Annotated in this window: 16 protein-coding genes; 7 read left to right on the plus strand and 9 right to left on the minus strand. The window is 64.9% G+C overall.

Features of this window, described 5'->3' with window-relative positions; translation table 11 throughout:
• Positions 1–28 precede the first annotated feature (28 nt).
• Complete coding sequence (locus ACK4HJ_RS09505) at positions 29–985, minus strand: LysR family transcriptional regulator (protein ID WP_409830387.1); 957 nt, start codon at positions 983–985, stop codon at positions 29–31.
• A 125-nt stretch (positions 986–1,110) separates the two neighbouring features.
• Here ACK4HJ_RS09505 and ACK4HJ_RS09510 point away from each other — a divergent pair, with 125 nt between their 5' ends.
• Complete coding sequence (locus ACK4HJ_RS09510) at positions 1,111–1,551, plus strand: hypothetical protein (protein ID WP_409830390.1); 441 nt, start codon at positions 1,111–1,113, stop codon at positions 1,549–1,551.
• Positions 1,552–1,797: 246 nt separating this feature from the next.
• Positions 1,798–2,238, plus strand: a complete 441-nt coding sequence (locus ACK4HJ_RS09515) for a hypothetical protein (protein ID WP_409830393.1) — start codon at positions 1,798–1,800, stop codon at positions 2,236–2,238.
• Between the two features lie 85 nt (positions 2,239–2,323).
• On the opposite strand, the gene ACK4HJ_RS09520 is transcribed toward ACK4HJ_RS09515, so the two are convergent.
• The 4 genes from ACK4HJ_RS09520 to ACK4HJ_RS09535 form a co-directional block, all read right to left on the minus strand.
• Positions 2,324–4,195, minus strand: a complete 1,872-nt coding sequence (locus ACK4HJ_RS09520; protein ID WP_409830396.1) for a phosphoenolpyruvate carboxykinase (GTP) — start codon at positions 4,193–4,195, stop codon at positions 2,324–2,326.
• Between the two features lie 270 nt (positions 4,196–4,465).
• Positions 4,466–5,173: a 7-cyano-7-deazaguanine synthase QueC gene (gene queC, locus ACK4HJ_RS09525; protein WP_409830398.1), complete on the minus strand. Its 708-nt coding sequence runs from the start codon at positions 5,171–5,173 to the stop codon at positions 4,466–4,468.
• 104 nt (positions 5,174–5,277) lie between these two features.
• Positions 5,278–5,424, minus strand: a complete 147-nt coding sequence (locus tag ACK4HJ_RS09530; protein ID WP_409830401.1) for a hypothetical protein — start codon at positions 5,422–5,424, stop codon at positions 5,278–5,280.
• A 127-nt stretch (positions 5,425–5,551) separates the two neighbouring features.
• The gene (locus ACK4HJ_RS09535) at positions 5,552–6,751 is read right to left on the minus strand and encodes a threonine ammonia-lyase (protein WP_409830403.1); all 1,200 of its coding nucleotides are present in this window, start codon (positions 6,749–6,751) and stop codon (positions 5,552–5,554) included.
• 364 nt (positions 6,752–7,115) lie between these two features.
• Here ACK4HJ_RS09535 and ACK4HJ_RS09540 point away from each other — a divergent pair, with 364 nt between their 5' ends.
• Both ACK4HJ_RS09540 and ACK4HJ_RS09545 read left to right on the plus strand, forming a co-directional pair.
• Positions 7,116–8,321, plus strand: coding sequence for a serine hydrolase (locus ACK4HJ_RS09540; protein ID WP_409830405.1), 1,206 nt, complete (start codon positions 7,116–7,118; stop codon positions 8,319–8,321).
• Positions 8,251–9,333 carry a serine hydrolase gene (locus ACK4HJ_RS09545; protein WP_409830407.1) on the plus strand — a complete coding sequence of 361 codons (1,083 nt, stop codon included), beginning with the start codon at positions 8,251–8,253 and terminating at the stop codon, positions 9,331–9,333. The genes ACK4HJ_RS09540 and ACK4HJ_RS09545 overlap by 71 nt, the downstream gene beginning before the upstream one ends.
• A gap of 59 nt (positions 9,334–9,392) precedes the next feature.
• Here the strand turns inward: ACK4HJ_RS09545 and ACK4HJ_RS09550 are convergent, their stop codons facing one another.
• The 4 genes from ACK4HJ_RS09550 to ACK4HJ_RS09565 form a co-directional block, all read right to left on the minus strand.
• The gene (locus tag ACK4HJ_RS09550; protein ID WP_409830409.1) at positions 9,393–10,250 is read right to left on the minus strand and encodes a hypothetical protein; all 858 of its coding nucleotides are present in this window, start codon (positions 10,248–10,250) and stop codon (positions 9,393–9,395) included.
• Positions 10,251–10,365: 115 nt separating this feature from the next.
• Positions 10,366–12,279, minus strand: a complete 1,914-nt coding sequence (gene recQ, locus ACK4HJ_RS09555; RefSeq protein WP_409830412.1) for a DNA helicase RecQ — start codon at positions 12,277–12,279, stop codon at positions 10,366–10,368.
• Positions 12,280–12,532: 253 nt separating this feature from the next.
• Positions 12,533–12,883, minus strand: a complete 351-nt coding sequence (locus tag ACK4HJ_RS09560) for an RNA recognition motif domain-containing protein (RefSeq protein WP_409830414.1) — start codon at positions 12,881–12,883, stop codon at positions 12,533–12,535.
• A gap of 133 nt (positions 12,884–13,016) precedes the next feature.
• Positions 13,017–13,229: a hypothetical protein gene (locus tag ACK4HJ_RS09565; protein WP_409830417.1), complete on the minus strand. Its 213-nt coding sequence runs from the start codon at positions 13,227–13,229 to the stop codon at positions 13,017–13,019.
• Between the two features lie 342 nt (positions 13,230–13,571).
• Between ACK4HJ_RS09565 and ACK4HJ_RS09570 the strand changes: the two genes are divergently transcribed.
• The 3 genes from ACK4HJ_RS09570 (at position 13,572) to yegQ (ending at position 17,243) form a co-directional block, all read left to right on the plus strand.
• The gene (locus ACK4HJ_RS09570) at positions 13,572–14,636 is read left to right on the plus strand and encodes a homocysteine S-methyltransferase family protein (RefSeq protein WP_409830419.1); all 1,065 of its coding nucleotides are present in this window, start codon (positions 13,572–13,574) and stop codon (positions 14,634–14,636) included.
• Positions 14,637–14,822: 186 nt separating this feature from the next.
• Complete coding sequence (gene ttcA, locus ACK4HJ_RS09575) at positions 14,823–15,770, plus strand: tRNA 2-thiocytidine(32) synthetase TtcA (RefSeq protein WP_409830423.1); 948 nt, start codon at positions 14,823–14,825, stop codon at positions 15,768–15,770.
• Between the two features lie 36 nt (positions 15,771–15,806).
• Positions 15,807–17,243 carry a tRNA 5-hydroxyuridine modification protein YegQ gene (gene yegQ, locus ACK4HJ_RS09580; protein WP_409830426.1) on the plus strand — a complete coding sequence of 479 codons (1,437 nt, stop codon included), beginning with the start codon at positions 15,807–15,809 and terminating at the stop codon, positions 17,241–17,243.
• Positions 17,244–17,395: the final 152 nt, after the last annotated feature.

The following is a 17,395-nucleotide window of genomic DNA, read 5'->3' on the forward strand; positions in this document are numbered from 1 at the left end:
ACGGCCCCTGAGGGCCTGGCCGCTGCGATTACTCTGGAAACGTCCTGCGCGCGGACCGCGTCAGCGCGCCCAGCAGCCAATTCATGGCCGTCTGCTGGGGCGCGCGCCTGCGCCACAGGGCATCCACATGCACCGGTGGCACATCCAGTGGCAGCGCGCGCTGGACCAGCGCATCCTCGATGCCGGTGACCGGAACAAAGTGTCTGGGCAGGACGGTGAGCAGGTCGGACCCGCACACCACACGTCCTGCCGTGAAGAACTGGTTCACCGTCAGCACCACCCGCCGCTCCCGCCCCAACGAGGCCAGCGCCTCGTCGATGAAGCCAAATGGCCGGCCCGAGAAGCTCACCAGCATATGGCGCGCCTCGCAGTACGCATCCAGGGTGAGTGGCGCATCCGCCAGCGGATGGCCCCGGCGCATCACACACACATATTCCCCGTCGTACAGCCGGCGGCTTTCATACGCCACCACGCCGCCTGACTGCGCCCGGGCCGTGAGATCCGCCAGGGCGGCCGGGAAGTAGCCCACAGCCATGTCTGCAGCCTCGTCCTCCAGCAGGCGGCGGGGGTCGCGGGTGGTCAGCGGCAACACCCGGACTGAGATGCCAGGCGCCTCGCCCTCGATGATCTCCACCAGGGCGGGGATGAGCGTGGCTGCCGTGGCATCGGCCATCGCGAGGACAAAGGTCGACTCGGCTGTGGCGGGCTCAAAGCGCCCCGGCGCCAGTGACTCTTGCAGCTGCGTAAGGGCTTCGCGGACCGGCGGCCACAGGGCCAGTGCGCGGGGCGTGGGTTCCACGCCTTGTCCGCTGCGCACCACCAGCTCATCCCCCACCACCTCGCGCAAGCGCCGCATGGCGTTGCTGACGGCGGGCTGCGTGATCGACAGCTTGTGGGCCGCCCGCGTAAGACTGCGTTCGGCCATCACCTCGTCGAAAACGCGCAGCAGGTTGAGATCAAGCGAGCGGAAATTCAGAGAAGCCATGGTTTTCACATCACCTTTATGAATGTCAATGATTCAACATATAAATTTGAATAGATAAAGGGTAAACCCTAGTATTGCGCCATCGCCCGGCAATCTCGCCACAAGCGTTTGAAAGGGAACCCGCCATGACCACCTTCGCCCACGTTGACTACCCCACCGCCCACCCTGGTGTGGAGCGCGCCGAAAACGCCGTTGCAGCCTTGCGGCGCGCCGCCGCATCGTTCGACGGTGCCCGCGGCACTGCGTCCCTGCTGCGTGCTGCTGGTGTGGCGGCGCTGCTGGTGCTTGCCAATCAGGTGGTAGACACCTGGGCCGAAGGCCGCCAGGTCGCCGCATGGATGCTGCTCTGGGTCGTGGCGTTTGCCGGCATCGTGCTCTTCAGTGCTCCTGCCCGCCGTGCGGGTGTGGTGTTGCGTGCAGCCAGCGCTCGCTGGGCAGAAAACCGCCGCCGTGCTGTGGAAGACGAAAAGCTTTGGCAGTTGGCCGTGCAAGACCGCCGCGTGATGGCAGACATTTGCCACGCTCTCGACCGGCCCGCTGTGGACGACATCCGCAAGTACCGCTGAACTGATTACTGCTGAGCGGCAGGGCCGGTCCAGCCGTCCGGCAGCCTCCAAACCAAAGCCCGGCGCAGGTTTTTGCGCCGGGCTTTTCTCATTTGTTGTTCACGATCGCCGCGCAAACGCCGCCATTTCATCACCGATGTGAATATTCAGAATTCAAAATATAAACTTGAATGAATCTAGGGTAAACCCTAATATCACCCCATCGCCCGGCAATTTCGCCACAAGCGTTAGACAAGGGATCACACCATGACCAGCTTTGCACACGTTGACTACCCCACCGAACATCCCGGCGTTGTACGCGCCGAGAATGCCGCCGCTGCGCTGAAGGGCGCCGCAGCACGTTTTGACGGCGCACGCGGTGCCGCATCCCTTTTGCTTGCCGCCGTGGTTTCCGCCATGGTCGTGGTGGCTCATCAGGTCATCGACACCTGGAGCGAAGGCCATCTGCTGGCCGCGTGGATGGTGCTTTGGCTGGTGGCCTTTGCTGGCCTGGCCCTGTTGGCCACGCCGGCCCGCCGCGCCAGCGTGGTGCTGCGCCATAGCGTTGCGCAATGGGCCGAGTCCCGCCGCCGCGCAGCAGAGGACGAGCGCACGTGGCAAGTCGCCGTAAAGGATCCGCGCATCATGGCCGAGCTGCAGCACGCGATGGGCATCCCCACCATGAACGACCTGCGTGCCTACGACTGAGCACCGCAGGGCCGACGCCCATAAAAAAGCCGTGGCATGCCACGGCTTTTTTTCTTCTGAGCCCAACCGGGCCCGTGTGTAGAAATCAGCCTGCCAAGCGGGCTTCCAGCTGGGCCTTGGTATCCAGCAGCGCCTGGGGCAGGTGGTAAGCCAGCTGAGCAAAGTGCGCGTCGTGCAGCTTGAACTCCTCTGCCCACGCGGCCTTGTCGATGCTGGTGACAGCATCGAATTGCTGGGTGTTGAAGTCGATGCCCGTCCAGTTGATCTCGGCGTACTGTGGAGCGACGCCGAACATGGTCTCGGTGCCCTTTGCCGTCCCTTCGATGCGGTCGATCATCCACTTGAGCACGCGCATGTTGTCGCCGTAGCCGGGCCACACGAACTTGCCCGCCTCGTCCTTGCGGAACCAGTTCACGCAGAAGATCTTGGGCGTGGCCTTGCCGGTGGCGGTGATCTTTCCTTCCATGTTCAGCCAGTGCTGGAAGTAATCGCTCATGTTGTAGCCGCAGAACGGCAGCATGGCGAACGGGTCGCGGCGCACCACCCCCTGGGCGCCGAAGGCGGCAGCGGTGGTCTCGGAGCCCATGGTGGCGGCCATGTACACGCCTTCCGTCCAGGTGCGGGCTTCCGTCACCAGCGGCACGGTGGTCGAGCGGCGACCGCCGAAGATGAAGGCATCGATCGCCACGCCGTTGGCATCGTCCCACTGGGCATCGAGCGCCGGGTTGTTGGTCGCGGCCACGGTGAAGCGCGAGTTGGGGTGGGCGGCCTTGGCGCCGGTTTCCTTGGCGATCTGGGGCGTCCAGTCCTTGCCTTGCCAATCGATCAAATGGTCGGGCAGCTTGCCGGTGTCTTTTTCCATGCCTTCCCACCACACGTCGCCGTCGTCCGTCAGGGCGACGTTGGTGAAGATCACATCGCGGTCCAGGCTGCGCATGCAGTTGGGGTTGGTGTGCATGTTGGTGCCGGGGGCCACGCCGAAGTAGCCCGCCTCGGGGTTGATGGCGACCATCTTGCCGTCGGCCGTGGGCTTGATCCAGGCGATGTCGTCACCGATGGTGGTGATCTTCCAGCCCGCAAAGCCTGCCTCGGGCGGCACCAGCATCGAGAAGTTGGTCTTGCCGCAGGCGCTGGGGAAGGCAGCGGCCACGTGGTACTTCTTGCCTTGGGGGTTGGTCACGCCCAGGATGAGCATGTGCTCGGCCAGCCAGCCCTGGTCGCGGCCCATGGTGGAGGCGATGCGCAGTGCCAGGCACTTCTTGCCCAGCAGCGCGTTGCCGCCGTAGCCGGAGCCATAGGACCAGATTTCGCGCGTTTCGGGGTAGTGCACGATGTACTTCACCTTGGGGTTACAAGGCCAGCTCGTCGTGTCCTTTTCACCTTCGGCCAGGGGCGCGCCCACGGTGTGCATGCAAGGCACGAACTCGCCTTCCACGCCCAGCACGTCGTACACGGCCTTGCCCATGCGGGTCATCAGGCGCTGGTTCACGGCCACGTAGGCGCTGTCGGTCAGCTCCACGCCGATGTGCGCGATGTGGCTGCCCAGCGGGCCCATGCTGAAGGGCACCACATACATGGTGCGGCCCTTCATGCAGCCGTCAAACAGGGGCTGCAGCGTGGCGCGCATCTCGGCGGGGGCCATCCAATTGTTGGTGGGGCCGGCGTCTTCCTTCTTGGCGGAGCAGATGTAGGTGCGGTCTTCCACGCGGGCCACGTCCGACGGGTCGGACCAGGCCAGGAAGCTACCGGGGCGCTTAGCGGGGTTGAGCTTCTTAAAAGTGCCGGCATCGACCAGCTGCTGGCACAGGCGGTCGTACTCTTCCTTGGTGCCATCGCACCAGTAGATGCTGTCGGGCTTGCACAGGGCGGCCATGTCGGCCACCCAGGCGAGCAGCTTGGCGTTTTTGACGTACGACGGGGCGTTGAGATTCAGGCCCTGCATGGTGGGTGCGTTCATCGGGGAGCTTCCTAAGTTGAAAAAACGTTTTTTCAAAAGAAGCAGACAGATCCCGGTGGATCGCGGCGAGGCCTGGCGCAGATGCGGTGCTGAGCGCTGCCTTTGAAAAAACGGCTTTCGTGCTCAGTCGGCGGGCGGACGCGTGTCTCAGCCCACGGGTGGAGGGCTAGTTCCACGGATTCCGCGGGTCGGCTGGGATGGCAATTTTATGAATCCACCGTCCGCTTGTCTGTCAGACGCGGGGAAAATCTATGCAAACAAAGCATGACTTTATGCTTGCATGTCACCCACCCAGCACTCGTATCCCGTCTTGCGCAATTCGCACGCGGGGCAGGTGCCGCATCCATAGCCCCAGGCATGGAGCGTGTCGCGCACGCCGTGGTAACAGGTGTGGGAGTCTTTGACGATCAGCTCCACCAGCGGCTGGCCACCCAGGTTGCGGGCCAGCTCCCAGGTGGCCGCCTTGTCCAGCCACATCAGCGGCGTTTCTATCGTAAAGCGCTGGCCCATGCCCAGCGATACGGCCACCTGCAGGGCCTTGAGCGTGTCGTCCCGGCAGTCGGGGTAGCCCGAGAAATCGGTCTCGCACATGCCACCCACCAGCGTGTGCAGCCCGCGCCGGTAGCCCACGGCGGCAGCCAGCTGAAAAAACAGCAGGTTGCGGCCCGGTACGAAGGTGTTGGGCAGGCCGGCGGCCGTCATCTGGATTTCGGTGTCGCTGGTCAGCGCGGTGTCGCTGATGCGCCCCAGCACGCCCAGGTCCAGCATGTGGTCGGGGCCCAGGCGGTCGCTCCAGGCAGGAAAACGGGCGCGCAGCGCGGCCAGCACGGTGTCGCGCGCTTGCAGCTCGACATGGTGCCGCTGGCCGTAGTCAAAGCCGATGGTCTCCACGTGCGCAAAGTGCGTGAGCGCCCAGGCGAGGCAGGTGGTGGAGTCCTGGCCGCCGGAGAAAAGAACGAGGGCATGTCCGGATCGCATGGGGAGAGTCCTTGGAACGTGACGGAAGTGGGCAAACGAAAAAGCCCCGCAGTGCGGGGCTTTGGAGGCGAAGCGTACCGGGTGGGGCCGCCTGCTCGGGCCGGTCAGGCCATGTACACGGCAATGAATGCCAGCAGGAACATCATGATGCAGCCCACCACGGGCAGCACGATGGGCATGAGGGGCACCACGTTTTCCACGGCGTCGGGGACGTGGGTTTCGGAGGTGTGAGAGGTGCTGTGGTCGGACATGGGTGGCTCCAGAAGCTCAAAACTTGCGCGATTCTAGCTGCGGCCGGTGTTGGGCACCACCAATGGCCCCAGCCGTGGGGACCTTTGGTGTGCAGGGGAGGCGCAGGTAAAGCCGCTGCGGAGCCGCTCAGATCAGCACCGTCTCCATGCCGGCCGCGCGCAGCTGCTGCAGCACTTCGTCCACATGCGCCTTGCTGCGCGTTTGCAGCACCAGTTCGATCTCCACGTTCTGCGCGGCCAGCATGGTGAAGGCGCGCTGGTGGTGCACCTCTTCGATGTTGGCACCCGCGTCGGCCACGGTGGCCGTGATGCGCGCCAGCACGCCAGGCACATCGCGTGCGCTGACCTTGATGCGCGCCAGGCGTCCCGAGCGCACCATGCCCCGCTCGATGATCGCGGCCAGCAGCAGCGGGTCGATGTTGCCGCCGCACAGCACAAGCCCCACGCGCTTGCCCTTGAAGCGTTCGGGGTAGCGCACCAGCGCCGCCAGGCCAGCAGCCCCTGCGCCTTCGACCAGTGTCTTTTCAATTTCCAGCAGCATCAGCACGGCCTGCTCGATGTCGCCCTCGTCCACCAGAACCAGGTCGTCCACCAGGCGCTTGATGACTTCCTGCGTGATTTTGCCGGGCGTGCCCACGGCAATGCCCTCGGCTATTGTTGATGTGCCCTGCGGGTGGTGCGTGCCCTTCACCGCATTGACCATGGCCGGAAAGCGCGCGGTTTGCACGCCCACGATCTCGATGCCGGGCTGAAGCGCCTTGGCGGCGGTGGCCACGCCCGAGATCAACCCGCCGCCGCCCACGGCGATCACCAGCGTGTCCAGGTCGGGTACGGCCTGCAGCATCTCAAGGCCAAGCGTGCCCTGGCCTGCGGCCACACCTTCGTCGTCATACGGGTGCACAAAGGTCAGGCCCTGCGCGTCGGCAAGCGCGTACGCGTGGGCGCGGGCTTCTTCCAGAGTGTCGCCATGCAGCACCACTTCGGCGCCAAAGCCGCGGGTGCGCTCCACCTTCACGGCGGGGGTGAAGCGCGGCATCACGATCACCGCGCGCAGGCCCAGGCGCTGCGCGTGGTAGGCCACGCCCTGGGCATGGTTGCCCGCGCTCATGGCCACCACGCCCCGGGCGCGCTCCTCGTCCGACAGCAGCGCGAGCCGGTTGCAGGCGCCGCGCTCCTTAAAAGACGCGGTGAATTGCAGGTTCTCGAATTTGAGAAACACCTGCGCGCCCACGATTTGCGAAAGCGTTTTGGATTCAACGCACGGAGTGTCCAGCACGTGGCCTTGTAGGCGGGTGGCGGCGTCGCGGATGTCTTGGAGGGTCAGCATGGCGCGATTGTGGCGCAGCCCCGGTTCGGTCGGGTTCTCTGCAAGGGCATTCAGCATCAAATATAGCTCCTGCGCTTATCTGCTAAGCGCTGGCAGCTATCACACTAGGAGCAATAGGCATCTTTCCTCTACCGTAGCGCCGCACAGCCAGTCCTTCGGGGTGGCGCGTTGGAGGCGACTTCATGCGGGCAGCCGTGGCACTCTGATCCCGCAGCGTGCCTCTGTCCTACGCACCGCTAGCCATCGCGGCGCTACGGTGATGGGCGTGCTGTATGTCTCCATACCTTCTCTTTCGCTCAGCCCCCACAGGGCCGGCCCTGCATCTGTACAGCCCGTACGACGAGCGCTTCTCGGCCCCTCGCGCGTGAAACGCGCAGGCGTCGCGCTGGCGCTGGGCTTGTCCCTGGGCTGGGCCAGCGGCCCGGGCAGTGCCCGCACGCAAGGCCCTGCGGGGCCCACTGCGCCAGAGGCCATGGCCTTGCCGCCGGGCTCTGTCACACCACCGCCCACCTCGCCCGTGTGGGCCGAGCTGCTGCAGGTCGAATTGGCCCGGCTGGCCACGCGGCACACCGCTGGCGTGGGCGTCTTCGTGCGCGACCTGGACACCGGCGCCACCGTGTCCCACCGCGCGGAAGAACGCTGGTACCTGGCCTCCATGGTGAAAGTGCCGGTGGCCCTGACCGTGCTGCGCGCGGTGGAGCGGGGAGATTTCACGCTCAACACCACGCTGCGCCTGCGCGCGGCCGACTACGTGGACGGCGCCGGGCCCACCAACGCGCGGCCCGTGGGAGCGGCGCTGAGCGTGGGCTTCCTGCTGGAGCAGATGATCGTCCACAGCGACAACACCGCCAGTGACATGCTCATCGACCTGGTGGGCGTGCGCGCCGTCAACGCGCTGGTGCAAGAGCTGGTGCCGCAGGGACTGGAGCGCATCACTACGCTGGCCGATGTGCGCCGGCAGGCCTATGGCTACCTCACGCCCGAGGCCGCGCACCTGTCGGGGCAGGACTTTCTGGTGATCAAGCAGCAGCGCAGCGACGCAGACCGGCTGCGCGCACTGTCGCGCCTGCTGCGTGTGCCTGCTTCAGCCTTCCAGCGCGCCAGCGTGGCCGATGCGTTCGAGGCCTACTACGCCAGCGGGCTCAACTCCGGCCGGCTCGATGCCTATGCCGATCTGCTGCAGGCGCTGGTGGACGGCCGCGTGCTGAACGCCGAGCACACCCGCTACCTGTTGCAGGTGATGGAACGCGTGCAGACCGGCCAGGCCCGTATCCGCGCCGGGCTGCCCCCGCACGCCCGGTTTGCGCACAAGACCGGCACCCAGCGCGCGCGCACCTGCGACGCGGGCCTCGTCACCGTGCCACGCCTGGGGCGCGACCAGCGTGTGCTGGTGGTGGCCTGCACGCGCGGCGAACTCTCCACCACGCGTTCTGACGCCGCCCTGCGCGACGTGGGCACGGCCTTGTGTACCTCCGGTTTGCTCACCCACGGAAACCCCCATGACCCCCAGTGCCACCCTCCACCTGATGCTGCGCACGGTCTGCCTCGCGCTGTGCCTGGCGACCGCTAGCTTTGCCGTCCGGGCCGACACCCAATGGCGCGACACGCTGCGCAGCCAGATCGAGCGCATCGACCAGGCCACGCCCGGCCAGCTGGGCGTTTACGTCAAGCGCCTGGACAGCGGCGAGGCGCTGGCCTACCAGGCCGACCGGTCCTGGTACCTGGGCTCGTCGGCCAAACTGCCCATCGCCATTGCCGTGTTGCAGGAGGTGGAAGCCGGCAAGCTCCGCCTGACGCAAAAGGTCAGCGTGCAGGACACGGACAAGATCGACGGGTCGGGCAACGTGGTGTGGCAGCAGAGCGGCACGGCCTACGGCGTGGACGACCTGCTCAAACGCATGCTGATGGAAAGTGACAACACTGCCGCCAACATGCTCATCCGCACGATCGGCGAAGACACCCTGAACCACCGTGCCCGCCACTACCTGGGCCCCAAAGATTTTACGCGGATCACCAGCTTTGTGCAGGTGCGCAAGGAGGTGTACGGCGAGCTGCACCCTGCAGCCCGCACACTCAGCAACCAGCAGCTGGTGGAGCTGGCGGCCGCCCCGCTGGGGCCCCAGCGCGTGGACAAACTTGTGCGCATGCTCGACATCGACAAAACCGCACTGCGCGTCAAAACGATGGAAGACGCCTACGCCCGCTACTACGCGCGCCAGCTCAACAGCGCCCCGCTGACTGCTTACGGGGACATGCTGGAGCGCCTGGTCACCGGCCGCATGGTGACGCCGCAGCACCTGCAACGACTGTTCAAAGACCTCAAGTACGACAGCTACGACGCCTACCGCCTCGAAAAAGGCCTGCCCCGCAGCGCACGCTTCATCCACAAGACCGGCACCCAGCTCGGCCGCGCCTGCCACATGGGAGTCATCAACCCCCAGGACGGCGGTCGCGCTGCCATCGTGGTGGCAGTGTGTGCAGAAGACCTGGACGAGCACGGCGATGCGCCAAGGGCATTCGAGCAGGTGGGGCGGGCGATTGCGCAGACGGCGCTGCAGAACGTGGCCGGAAGCCCCAAATAGGCAAACTGCAGCCCGCGCCCAGCGGGCTGCGAAGCTTCGCTCGGGCGAGGCGGTCTAACTTATTGGGCCGCTGCGGCCTCGCGGGCGATCGCGTCCAAAGTCTGCTCCAGCAAGCTCAGATTGGTGGCGGCCTGCTCTCCTTCCTTGAACACAATGCCCGTACCCACCGTCGCAGGCGTCGTCAACCGCCGTACTGTCACTAGTTGGTTGGTGTACGAGCCGTTCGCGTTCAGCAGATAGCCTTCGCCCTCATTGACGCTGTAGACAAACTGGTATCCGCGCTGCACCTGGCCTTGGGAGTTGATCCTGACGCAGAGCACGGTACCGGCAAGACCGCCGCTAACCTGGTGCTCGCATCCAAACAAACCGTCCGAAGTGGCCATCAGCCCATTGCCGGTGCTGGTTGAGCCTCCACTCTGTGTCAGGTTGATGACCTCCGAAGTGAGCCCCAGTGAGCCCATCGATGTGAGGTTCCAGATCCCGCGCAGGCTGGACGCTACGAAGGCGTAGCCGAAGTTGAACCGCGAAATTGCCTTCTCAGATTCGCCCGGCAGAGTCACAAAGCCGGTGACACCGCTGGTGAACCGGAACCTGGCGATGCCTGCATTGCCGGCCTCCTGGCCCGACTGCGCACCACTCCCCAAAAAGCGCCCGCCCGCATAGCGGATCAGCGGGGCAGAAACCTGGTCGTTGGCCAACCTGCCGGTGGCCAGATAAAACGTCGGGTGCCCATTGCTTTCGTACGCATACATCTGCATGACGAAGACATCGTTCTGCACATCAATGGCGAGGCCGCGGCCGGGTTTGCCATCCAGTTCCGAGGTAACCACCCACGTTCCGGTCTGGGGCACGAACGCATGGGCCACACCGGCCGCCGCGAACGCGAAAGCCGTTACCAATAACTTCTGAAAACGCATTTGAAATACCTCCCTCATGAATGGTCCGCGGAATGTATCCGAGGCCTCGTGGGATGTAACCATTTATTTCGCACCCAATGTTGATTTACAGACTTGCGTGCGCTGCACAAGATCGTCATTTGGCGTCGCCCGATCGCGTGCACACCCTCAGCACCTCGGTCCCGTACGCTTCCAATTTCTTGGCGCCCATGCCAGTAATGCCCTGCAGGTCGTCCAGCGACTGTGGCGCGCGCTCGGCAATGGCGGCCAGCGTGGCGTCGTGAAAGATCACGTAGGCCGGCAGGTTGTGCTCGCGTGCCACCTCTGCGCGCCAGGCCTTGAGGTTAATAAAGCGCACCTGCGCATCCGGGCCCAGATTGGCAGCGGCTGCCGGCGGGGCGCTGCCGGTGCCCTTGCGGGTGCGGGCGCGCTTGGCCGGTGCAGCGGCGGTCGATTCGCGCAGCTGCACCGGCGCTTCGCCGCGCAGCACGGGGCGTGAGCCTTCGGTGAGGCTCAGCGTGTCAAAGCTGTGGCCGCTTTCCAGCATCACCTTGTGCAGGCCGACCGCGCCGGTGGCCAGCAGCTGGCGCAGCACACCCCGCAGCTGCGCTTCGGAATAGTCCTTGCCCACGCCAAAGGTGGAGATCTTGTCGTGGCCGAACTGCTTGACCTTCTCTGTGTCCTTGCCGCGCACGATGTCCATGATGTGGCCCGTGCCAAAGCTCAGCCCGCTGGCCTGCTGCACGCGGTAGATGGTGGACAGCAGCTTGCGTGCAGCGTCCGTGCCGTCCCATACGGCGGGCGGGTTGATGCAGTTGTCGCAGTTGCCGCAGGGGGTGGACTGTTCGCCAAAGTAGGCCAGCAGCCGCACGCGCCGGCAATCGGTGGCCTCGGCCAGGGCCAGCAGCGCGTCGAGCTTGCCGCGCAGCGCAGCCTTGAACTCCTCGCCCGCGGGGCTCTCGTCGATCATGCGGCGCTGGTTCACCACGTCGGCCAGGCCGTAGGCCATCCAGGCATCGGCGTTCAGCCCGTCGCGGCCCGCGCGGCCCGTCTCCTGGTAGTAGCCCTCGATGTTCTTGGGCATGTCCACATGCGCCACAAAGCGCACATCGGGCTTGTCGATGCCCATGCCGAACGCGATGGTGGCCACCATCACGATGCCTTCCTCGCGCAGGAAGCGGTCCTGGTTGTGCTGCCGCACCTTGGTGTCCAGCCCCGCGTGGTAGGGCAGGGCGGTGAGGCCCGCGTCGCACAAGGTGGCGGCAAGTTCCTCCACCCGCTTGCGCGACTGGCAGTACACCACGCCCGCCTCGCCCGCGTGCTCACGTTCGATGAAGCGCAGCAGCTGCGTAGTCACATCCTTCTTTTCTTCGATGTGGTAGCGAATGTTGGGCCGGTCGAAGCTGCTGATGAACAGCCGCGCGTCTTCCAGCTGCAGCCGCTCGATGATGTCTGCGCGCGTCAGTGCATCGGCCGTGGCCGTCAGCGCGATGCGCGGCACGCCTGCATAACGCTCGTGCAGCACGGTGAGGGCGCGGTACTCGGGGCGAAAGTCGTGGCCCCACTGGCTCACGCAATGCGCTTCGTCGATGGCAAACAGCGACAGGTGGCCGCCTTGGTACAGGCTGTCGAGCAGACCTAAAAAACGCGGCGTGTTCAGCCGCTCGGGCGCGGCGTACAGCAGGGTGATGGCCCCCGTCTGGAGCCGAAACTCCACATCCTGCGCCTCGTCAAAGCTCAGCGTCGAGTTGAGGAATGCCGCATCCACACCGGCCTCGTGCAGGGCGCCCACCTGGTCGTGCATCAGCGCAATCAGTGGCGAAATCACGATGGTCACCCCGCGCCCCTGTTGCTGGCGCACGATGGCCGGCACCTGGTAGCACAGCGATTTGCCGCCGCCCGTGGGCATCAGCACCAGCGCATCGCTGCCGGCAATCACATGCTCGACGATGGCCTGCTGCGGACCGCGGAACTGCTCGTAGCCGAAGACGTCCTGCAGGACGGCGTGGGCGGGGGATGAGGGCGAGGCGGGGGACAGGCGGGGCAACAAGCGGGTACTCTGAATTTAATAGCTGCTAGCGCTTATCCATCAAGCGCTAGAGGCCAATTTAATCAATATTTTCGCGGCAGGAATGCCTGTCGGCGAGGGGCTTATTGTGCGCCGGGCCCGTCCCCACTGATCGGCACGCACCACGGGCCGCGGGCGAAGTCGCTCTGGCCATCATTGGCTCTCACGCAGGTAGCCCACTTAGTGCAAAAAAAAGCCGGCTCCGCAGAGCCGGCTTTTTGGGGAAGCCCCGATGTCAGTAGTGGCCACCACCGTAGCCACCGTTGCCATAGCCCACGTCGGAACGTGTGCTGGCGCGGTAACCCTGTGCGCCGTTGCCTGCGGCAGCACGGCTGTCTTCGCGCGGGCGGGCCAGGTTGACCACGATCGTGCGGCCATCCACGGAGACGCCGTGCAGCGCTTTGATGGCGGCCTGCGCCACTTCGGCGTTTGCCATTTCGACGAAACCGAAGCCTTTGGAGCGGCCCGTTTCGCGGTCCATCATGACCTTGGCCGACGAAACGCCGCCGAATTCGGAGAAGTTGCTTTCCAGGCTGGAATCAGTCACGGAATAGGGCAGGTTGCCCACGTAGATCTTGGAGCTCATGGAGGAGCCTTTCTAAAAATGGTGGCACGCCAGCAAGTGCGAAGTGCGCGCCGTGGGATGGCGGCTGTGCGAATCAGGAATCCGCTGCAACCGGGGAGGGTTCAGGATGCTTATCGTGCTCTGGGATGCTTATTCAGCACACAGGCGGGTGCGCCATGCTCGCTTGCAGCCAGCCTTGGGTGATGGCAAAGAGTCGGGCGGCTTCGCGCGAGGCAAAGGTTTTGTCAAAGCGGAACACGCGGCTATAGCTGCCGTTGCCGTGTGATCGGTGGACGGAGAACGAGGCGCGAAAGAAGCGTCCGCAATCGGTCGGGTGTGTCGCGGGCGAAACGACGAACGGGCCCATGGTGATGGCTGTCTGTGAAATGGGGTGCGATCAGTCTGGAACGCAGGCTGAAAAAAGCCACCTGCGTGAGCACGGAAGAAAGGACTCGGTGGGCTGCAGCTCGACAGATCCACTGGGGCGACAAACAAGGTCGCAAAGGCGGCCTGCGGGAGGGCGGCTGGTAGAGCCGCCGGGCAGGCGTTGCGGTGACGGCATCAGCGGCGGGCGTGACTGCAACAGCGCACAGTATATTGCAATCCGTAATTTGACTGAAATTTTTTATTTCTGAGGGTTTTAAAGCAACAGGCGCATGCAAAGCACCCTTCCAGGCCTTTGAAGCCCGGCTTCCTACAATACAAGGCTATGCAAGCCCTCCACTACACGCGCGCCGCGCAACTGCCCGACATCCTCGCCCAACGCATCGTCATACTCGACGGCGCCATGGGCACCATGATCCAGCGCTTCAAGCTGGGCGAGGCGCAGTACCGGGGCGAGGGCTACAACGGGCCCGATGGCGCGGGCGACCGGTTCAAGGACTTTGCGTACGACGTGAAGGGCAACAACGAGTTGCTCAGCATCACTCGGCCCGATGTGATCCGCGACATCCACGAGCGTTACTTGGCGGCCGGGGCCGACCTGATTGAGACCAACACCTTCGGCGCCACCACCGTGGCGCAGGAGGACTACCACATGGCCCATCTGGCACGCGAGATGAACCTGCGCTCGGCCCAACTGGCCCGTGCGGCTTGTGACAAGTATTCGACGCCCGACAAGCCCCGGTTCGTCGCCGGTGCCCTGGGCCCCACGCCCAAGACGGCCAGCATCAGCCCCGACGTGAACGACCCCGGCGCGCGCAACATCGACTTTGAAACCCTGCGCGCTGCGTACTACGAGCAGACCGAGGCGCTGGTCGAAGGCGGCGCCGACGTGCTGCTGGTCGAGACCATCTTCGACACGCTCAATGCCAAAGCCGCGCTGTTCGCGATTGATGAGTTCTTTGAAAAGAGCGGCGAGCGCCTGCCCCTCATCATCAGCGGCACCGTGACCGACGCATCGGGCCGCATCCTGTCGGGCCAGACCGTCACCGCCTTCTGGCACTGCGTGCGCCACTCGCGCCCCCTGGCCATTGGCCTCAATTGCGCCCTGGGCGCCACGCTGATGCGCCCCTACATCCAGGAGCTGAACCGCGTGGCCGAGGACACCTTCATCAGCTGCTATCCCAACGCCGGCCTGCCCAACCCCATGAGCGACACCGGCTTTGACGAAACGCCCGAGATCACCAGCCGCCTGGTGCACGAGTTCGCGGCCGAGGGGCTGGTCAACATCCTGGGCGGCTGCTGCGGCACCACGCCCGACCACATTGGCGCCATTGCCAAGGCGGTGGCCGATGTGCCCACGCGCAAGATGTTCTACCCTGCCGAAGCCTGAATTTGACTCAAATTGGCCTCTAGCGCTTATCTACCAAGCGCAAGCAGCTATAAAAATAATAGTGATTGCCGTGCCAGCGCAGTGCGGTCATCCCTCGTAACCCATTGCAGGGCGGCGCCGGGTGCGGCAACCTTGCAATCCCCCTGCATTGCGCATCCCCGTTTCGCCCTCTGGTCCGCCCCCTCCATGCTTGATACCGCCACCCCGCCCGCACCCTCCTCTGTGGAGGGCGACGACGCAGCCGCAGCGGCCGCCAAAGCCGCCGCCCACGCCGCGCTCAAGCTCGAAAAGCGCCTAGTGCGCCAGGTCGCCCAGGCCATTGGCGACTTTGGCCTGATCGAAGACGGCGACAAGGTGATGGTGTGCGTGTCGGGCGGCAAAGACAGCTACGGCATGCTCGACGTGCTGCGCATGCTGCAGCAGCGCAATGGCAACCGTTTTGAGCTGATCGCCGTCAACCTCGACCAGAAGCAGCCCGGCTTTCCGGCCCATGTGCTGCCCGAATATCTGACCCGAGTGGGCGTGCCCTTCCACATCGAAACGCAGGACACCTACAGCGTCGTCAAGGAGCACATCCCCGAGGGCAAGACCATGTGCAGCCTGTGCAGCCGCCTGCGCCGGGGCATCCTCTACCGCGTGGCCGACGAGCTGGGCTGCACCAAGATCGCCCTGGGCCACCACCGCGATGACATGCTGCAGACCTTCTTTTTGAATATGTTCTTCGGCGGCAAGCTCAAGGGCATGCCACCCAAGGTGCAAAGCGACCGGGGTGACCACCTCATCATCCGCCCCTTGGCCTATGTGGCCGAAAGCGACCTCACCCGCTGGGCCGAGATCCGCAACTTCCCCATCATCCCCTGCACCCTGTGCGGCAGCCAGGAGAACCTGCAGCGCAAGCAGATCGGCCAGATGCTGCGCGACTGGCAGCAGCTCTACCCCGGCCGCATCGAGAACATGGCCGTGGCGCTGCGCAACCTGGTGCCCTCGCACTTCATGGACCCGCGCCAGTTCGACTTCAAGGGCCTGGTGCCTAACGGCGTGCAGGACGCGGATGGCGACAAGGCGTTTGATGCCGAAGAGTTCCCCGCACAGGCCGTGGGCATGCTCGGCGGCCTGCCCCTGATGCCGCGCTGAACCCGACCCCCGACGATTTTTAGATTGGGCCACCCCATGACCACGCTCAAAGCCCCCGAACTGCTCCTGCCCGCCGGCTCGCTCGACAAGATGCGCGCCGCCTACGACTTTGGCGCCGACGCGGTGTACGCAGGCCAGCCGCGCTACTCCTTGCGCGCGCGCAACAACGAGTTCCGTCTGGAGCAGATCAAGCAAGGCATTGACGAGGCCCATGCACGCGGCAAGAAGTTCTTTGTGACCAGCAACCTGATTGCCCACAACGACAAAATCCGCACCTACCTGCGCGACATCGAGCCCGTGATCGGCTGCAAGCCGGATGCCCTCATCATGGCCGACGCGGGCCTGATCATGATGGTCAAGGAAAAGTGGCCCGAGCAGGTGGTGCACCTCTCGGTGCAGGCCAACACCACCAACTGGGCGGCCGTGAAGTTCTGGCAAAAGATGGGCGTGGAGCGCATCATCCTCTCGCGTGAACTCAGCCTGGACGAGATTGAAAAGATCCGCCAAGAATGCCCCGACATGGAGCTGGAAGTCTTCGTGCACGGCGCGCTGTGCATCGCTTACTCAGGCCGCTGCCTGCTCAGCGGCTACTTCAACCACCGCGACCCCAACCAGGGCACCTGCACCAACGCCTGCCGCTGGAACTACGCCACGCACGACGCCGACATCGACCCCACCACGGGCGAAGCCATCGCGCAGAAGATGGAGGGCGACTTCAACTTCGAGGCCGCGCAGCAGAAGGCCGAGCAATCGTTCTCCACCACCGGCAGCGGCCAGCGCCACCCCAAGGCCGACAAGGTCTACCTGATCGAAGAAGCCGGCCGCCCCGGCCAGCTCATGCCCATCATGGAAGACGAGCACGGCACTTACATCATGAACAGCAAGGACCTGCGCGCGGTGGAGCATGTGGCGCGCCTGGCGCAGATCGGTGTCGATTCGCTCAAGATCGAAGGCCGCACCAAGAGCCTGTACTACGTGGCCCGCACCGCCCAGGTCTACCGCCGCGCGATTGACGATGCCGTGGCCGGCCGCCCCTTCAACCCCGAGCTGCTGATCGAGCTGGAAGGCCTGTCCAACCGCGGCTACACCGGCGGCCTGCTGGAGCGCCGCCCCAGCAACGACTACCAGAACTACCTCAGCGGCCACTCGGCCACGCAGCGCAGCCAGTTTGTGGGCGAGGTGCTGGGTGCAGAGGGTCAGGCCGATGTGGGCCTGCAAGGCGACTGGGTGCAGGTCGAAACCAAGAACCACTTTGCCGTGGGAGACCTGATCGAAGTAGTACACCCCAGTGGCAACACTACGGTGCGCCTGCAAGAGATGCGCAACGTGGAAGGCCAGCCCGTGCAGGTCGCCCAGGGCAGCCCGGTGCGCGTGTGGATTCCGCTGCCTGCGCGCTACAGCGGCGCGCTGCTGGCGCGGGTGGTTGAATCGCAGCCGCCGGCCGCGACGCCGGAGCCCGCGCTGGCGGTGTGAGTGGGGTGGGCAGGTGAGGCGGGCCTACACCGCCCACCGTGCACGATAAGTGTGGCGATATCTCGCACGGTCGGTGGCATAAATACAGGCCAAATTGGCCTCTAGCGCTTATCTGGCAAGCGCTAACAGCTATCAGTATGATAGTTTCCCGG

Source organism: Acidovorax sp., from assembly GCF_046294525.1.
Classification (GTDB): Bacteria; Pseudomonadota; Gammaproteobacteria; order Burkholderiales; family Burkholderiaceae_C; genus Acidovorax.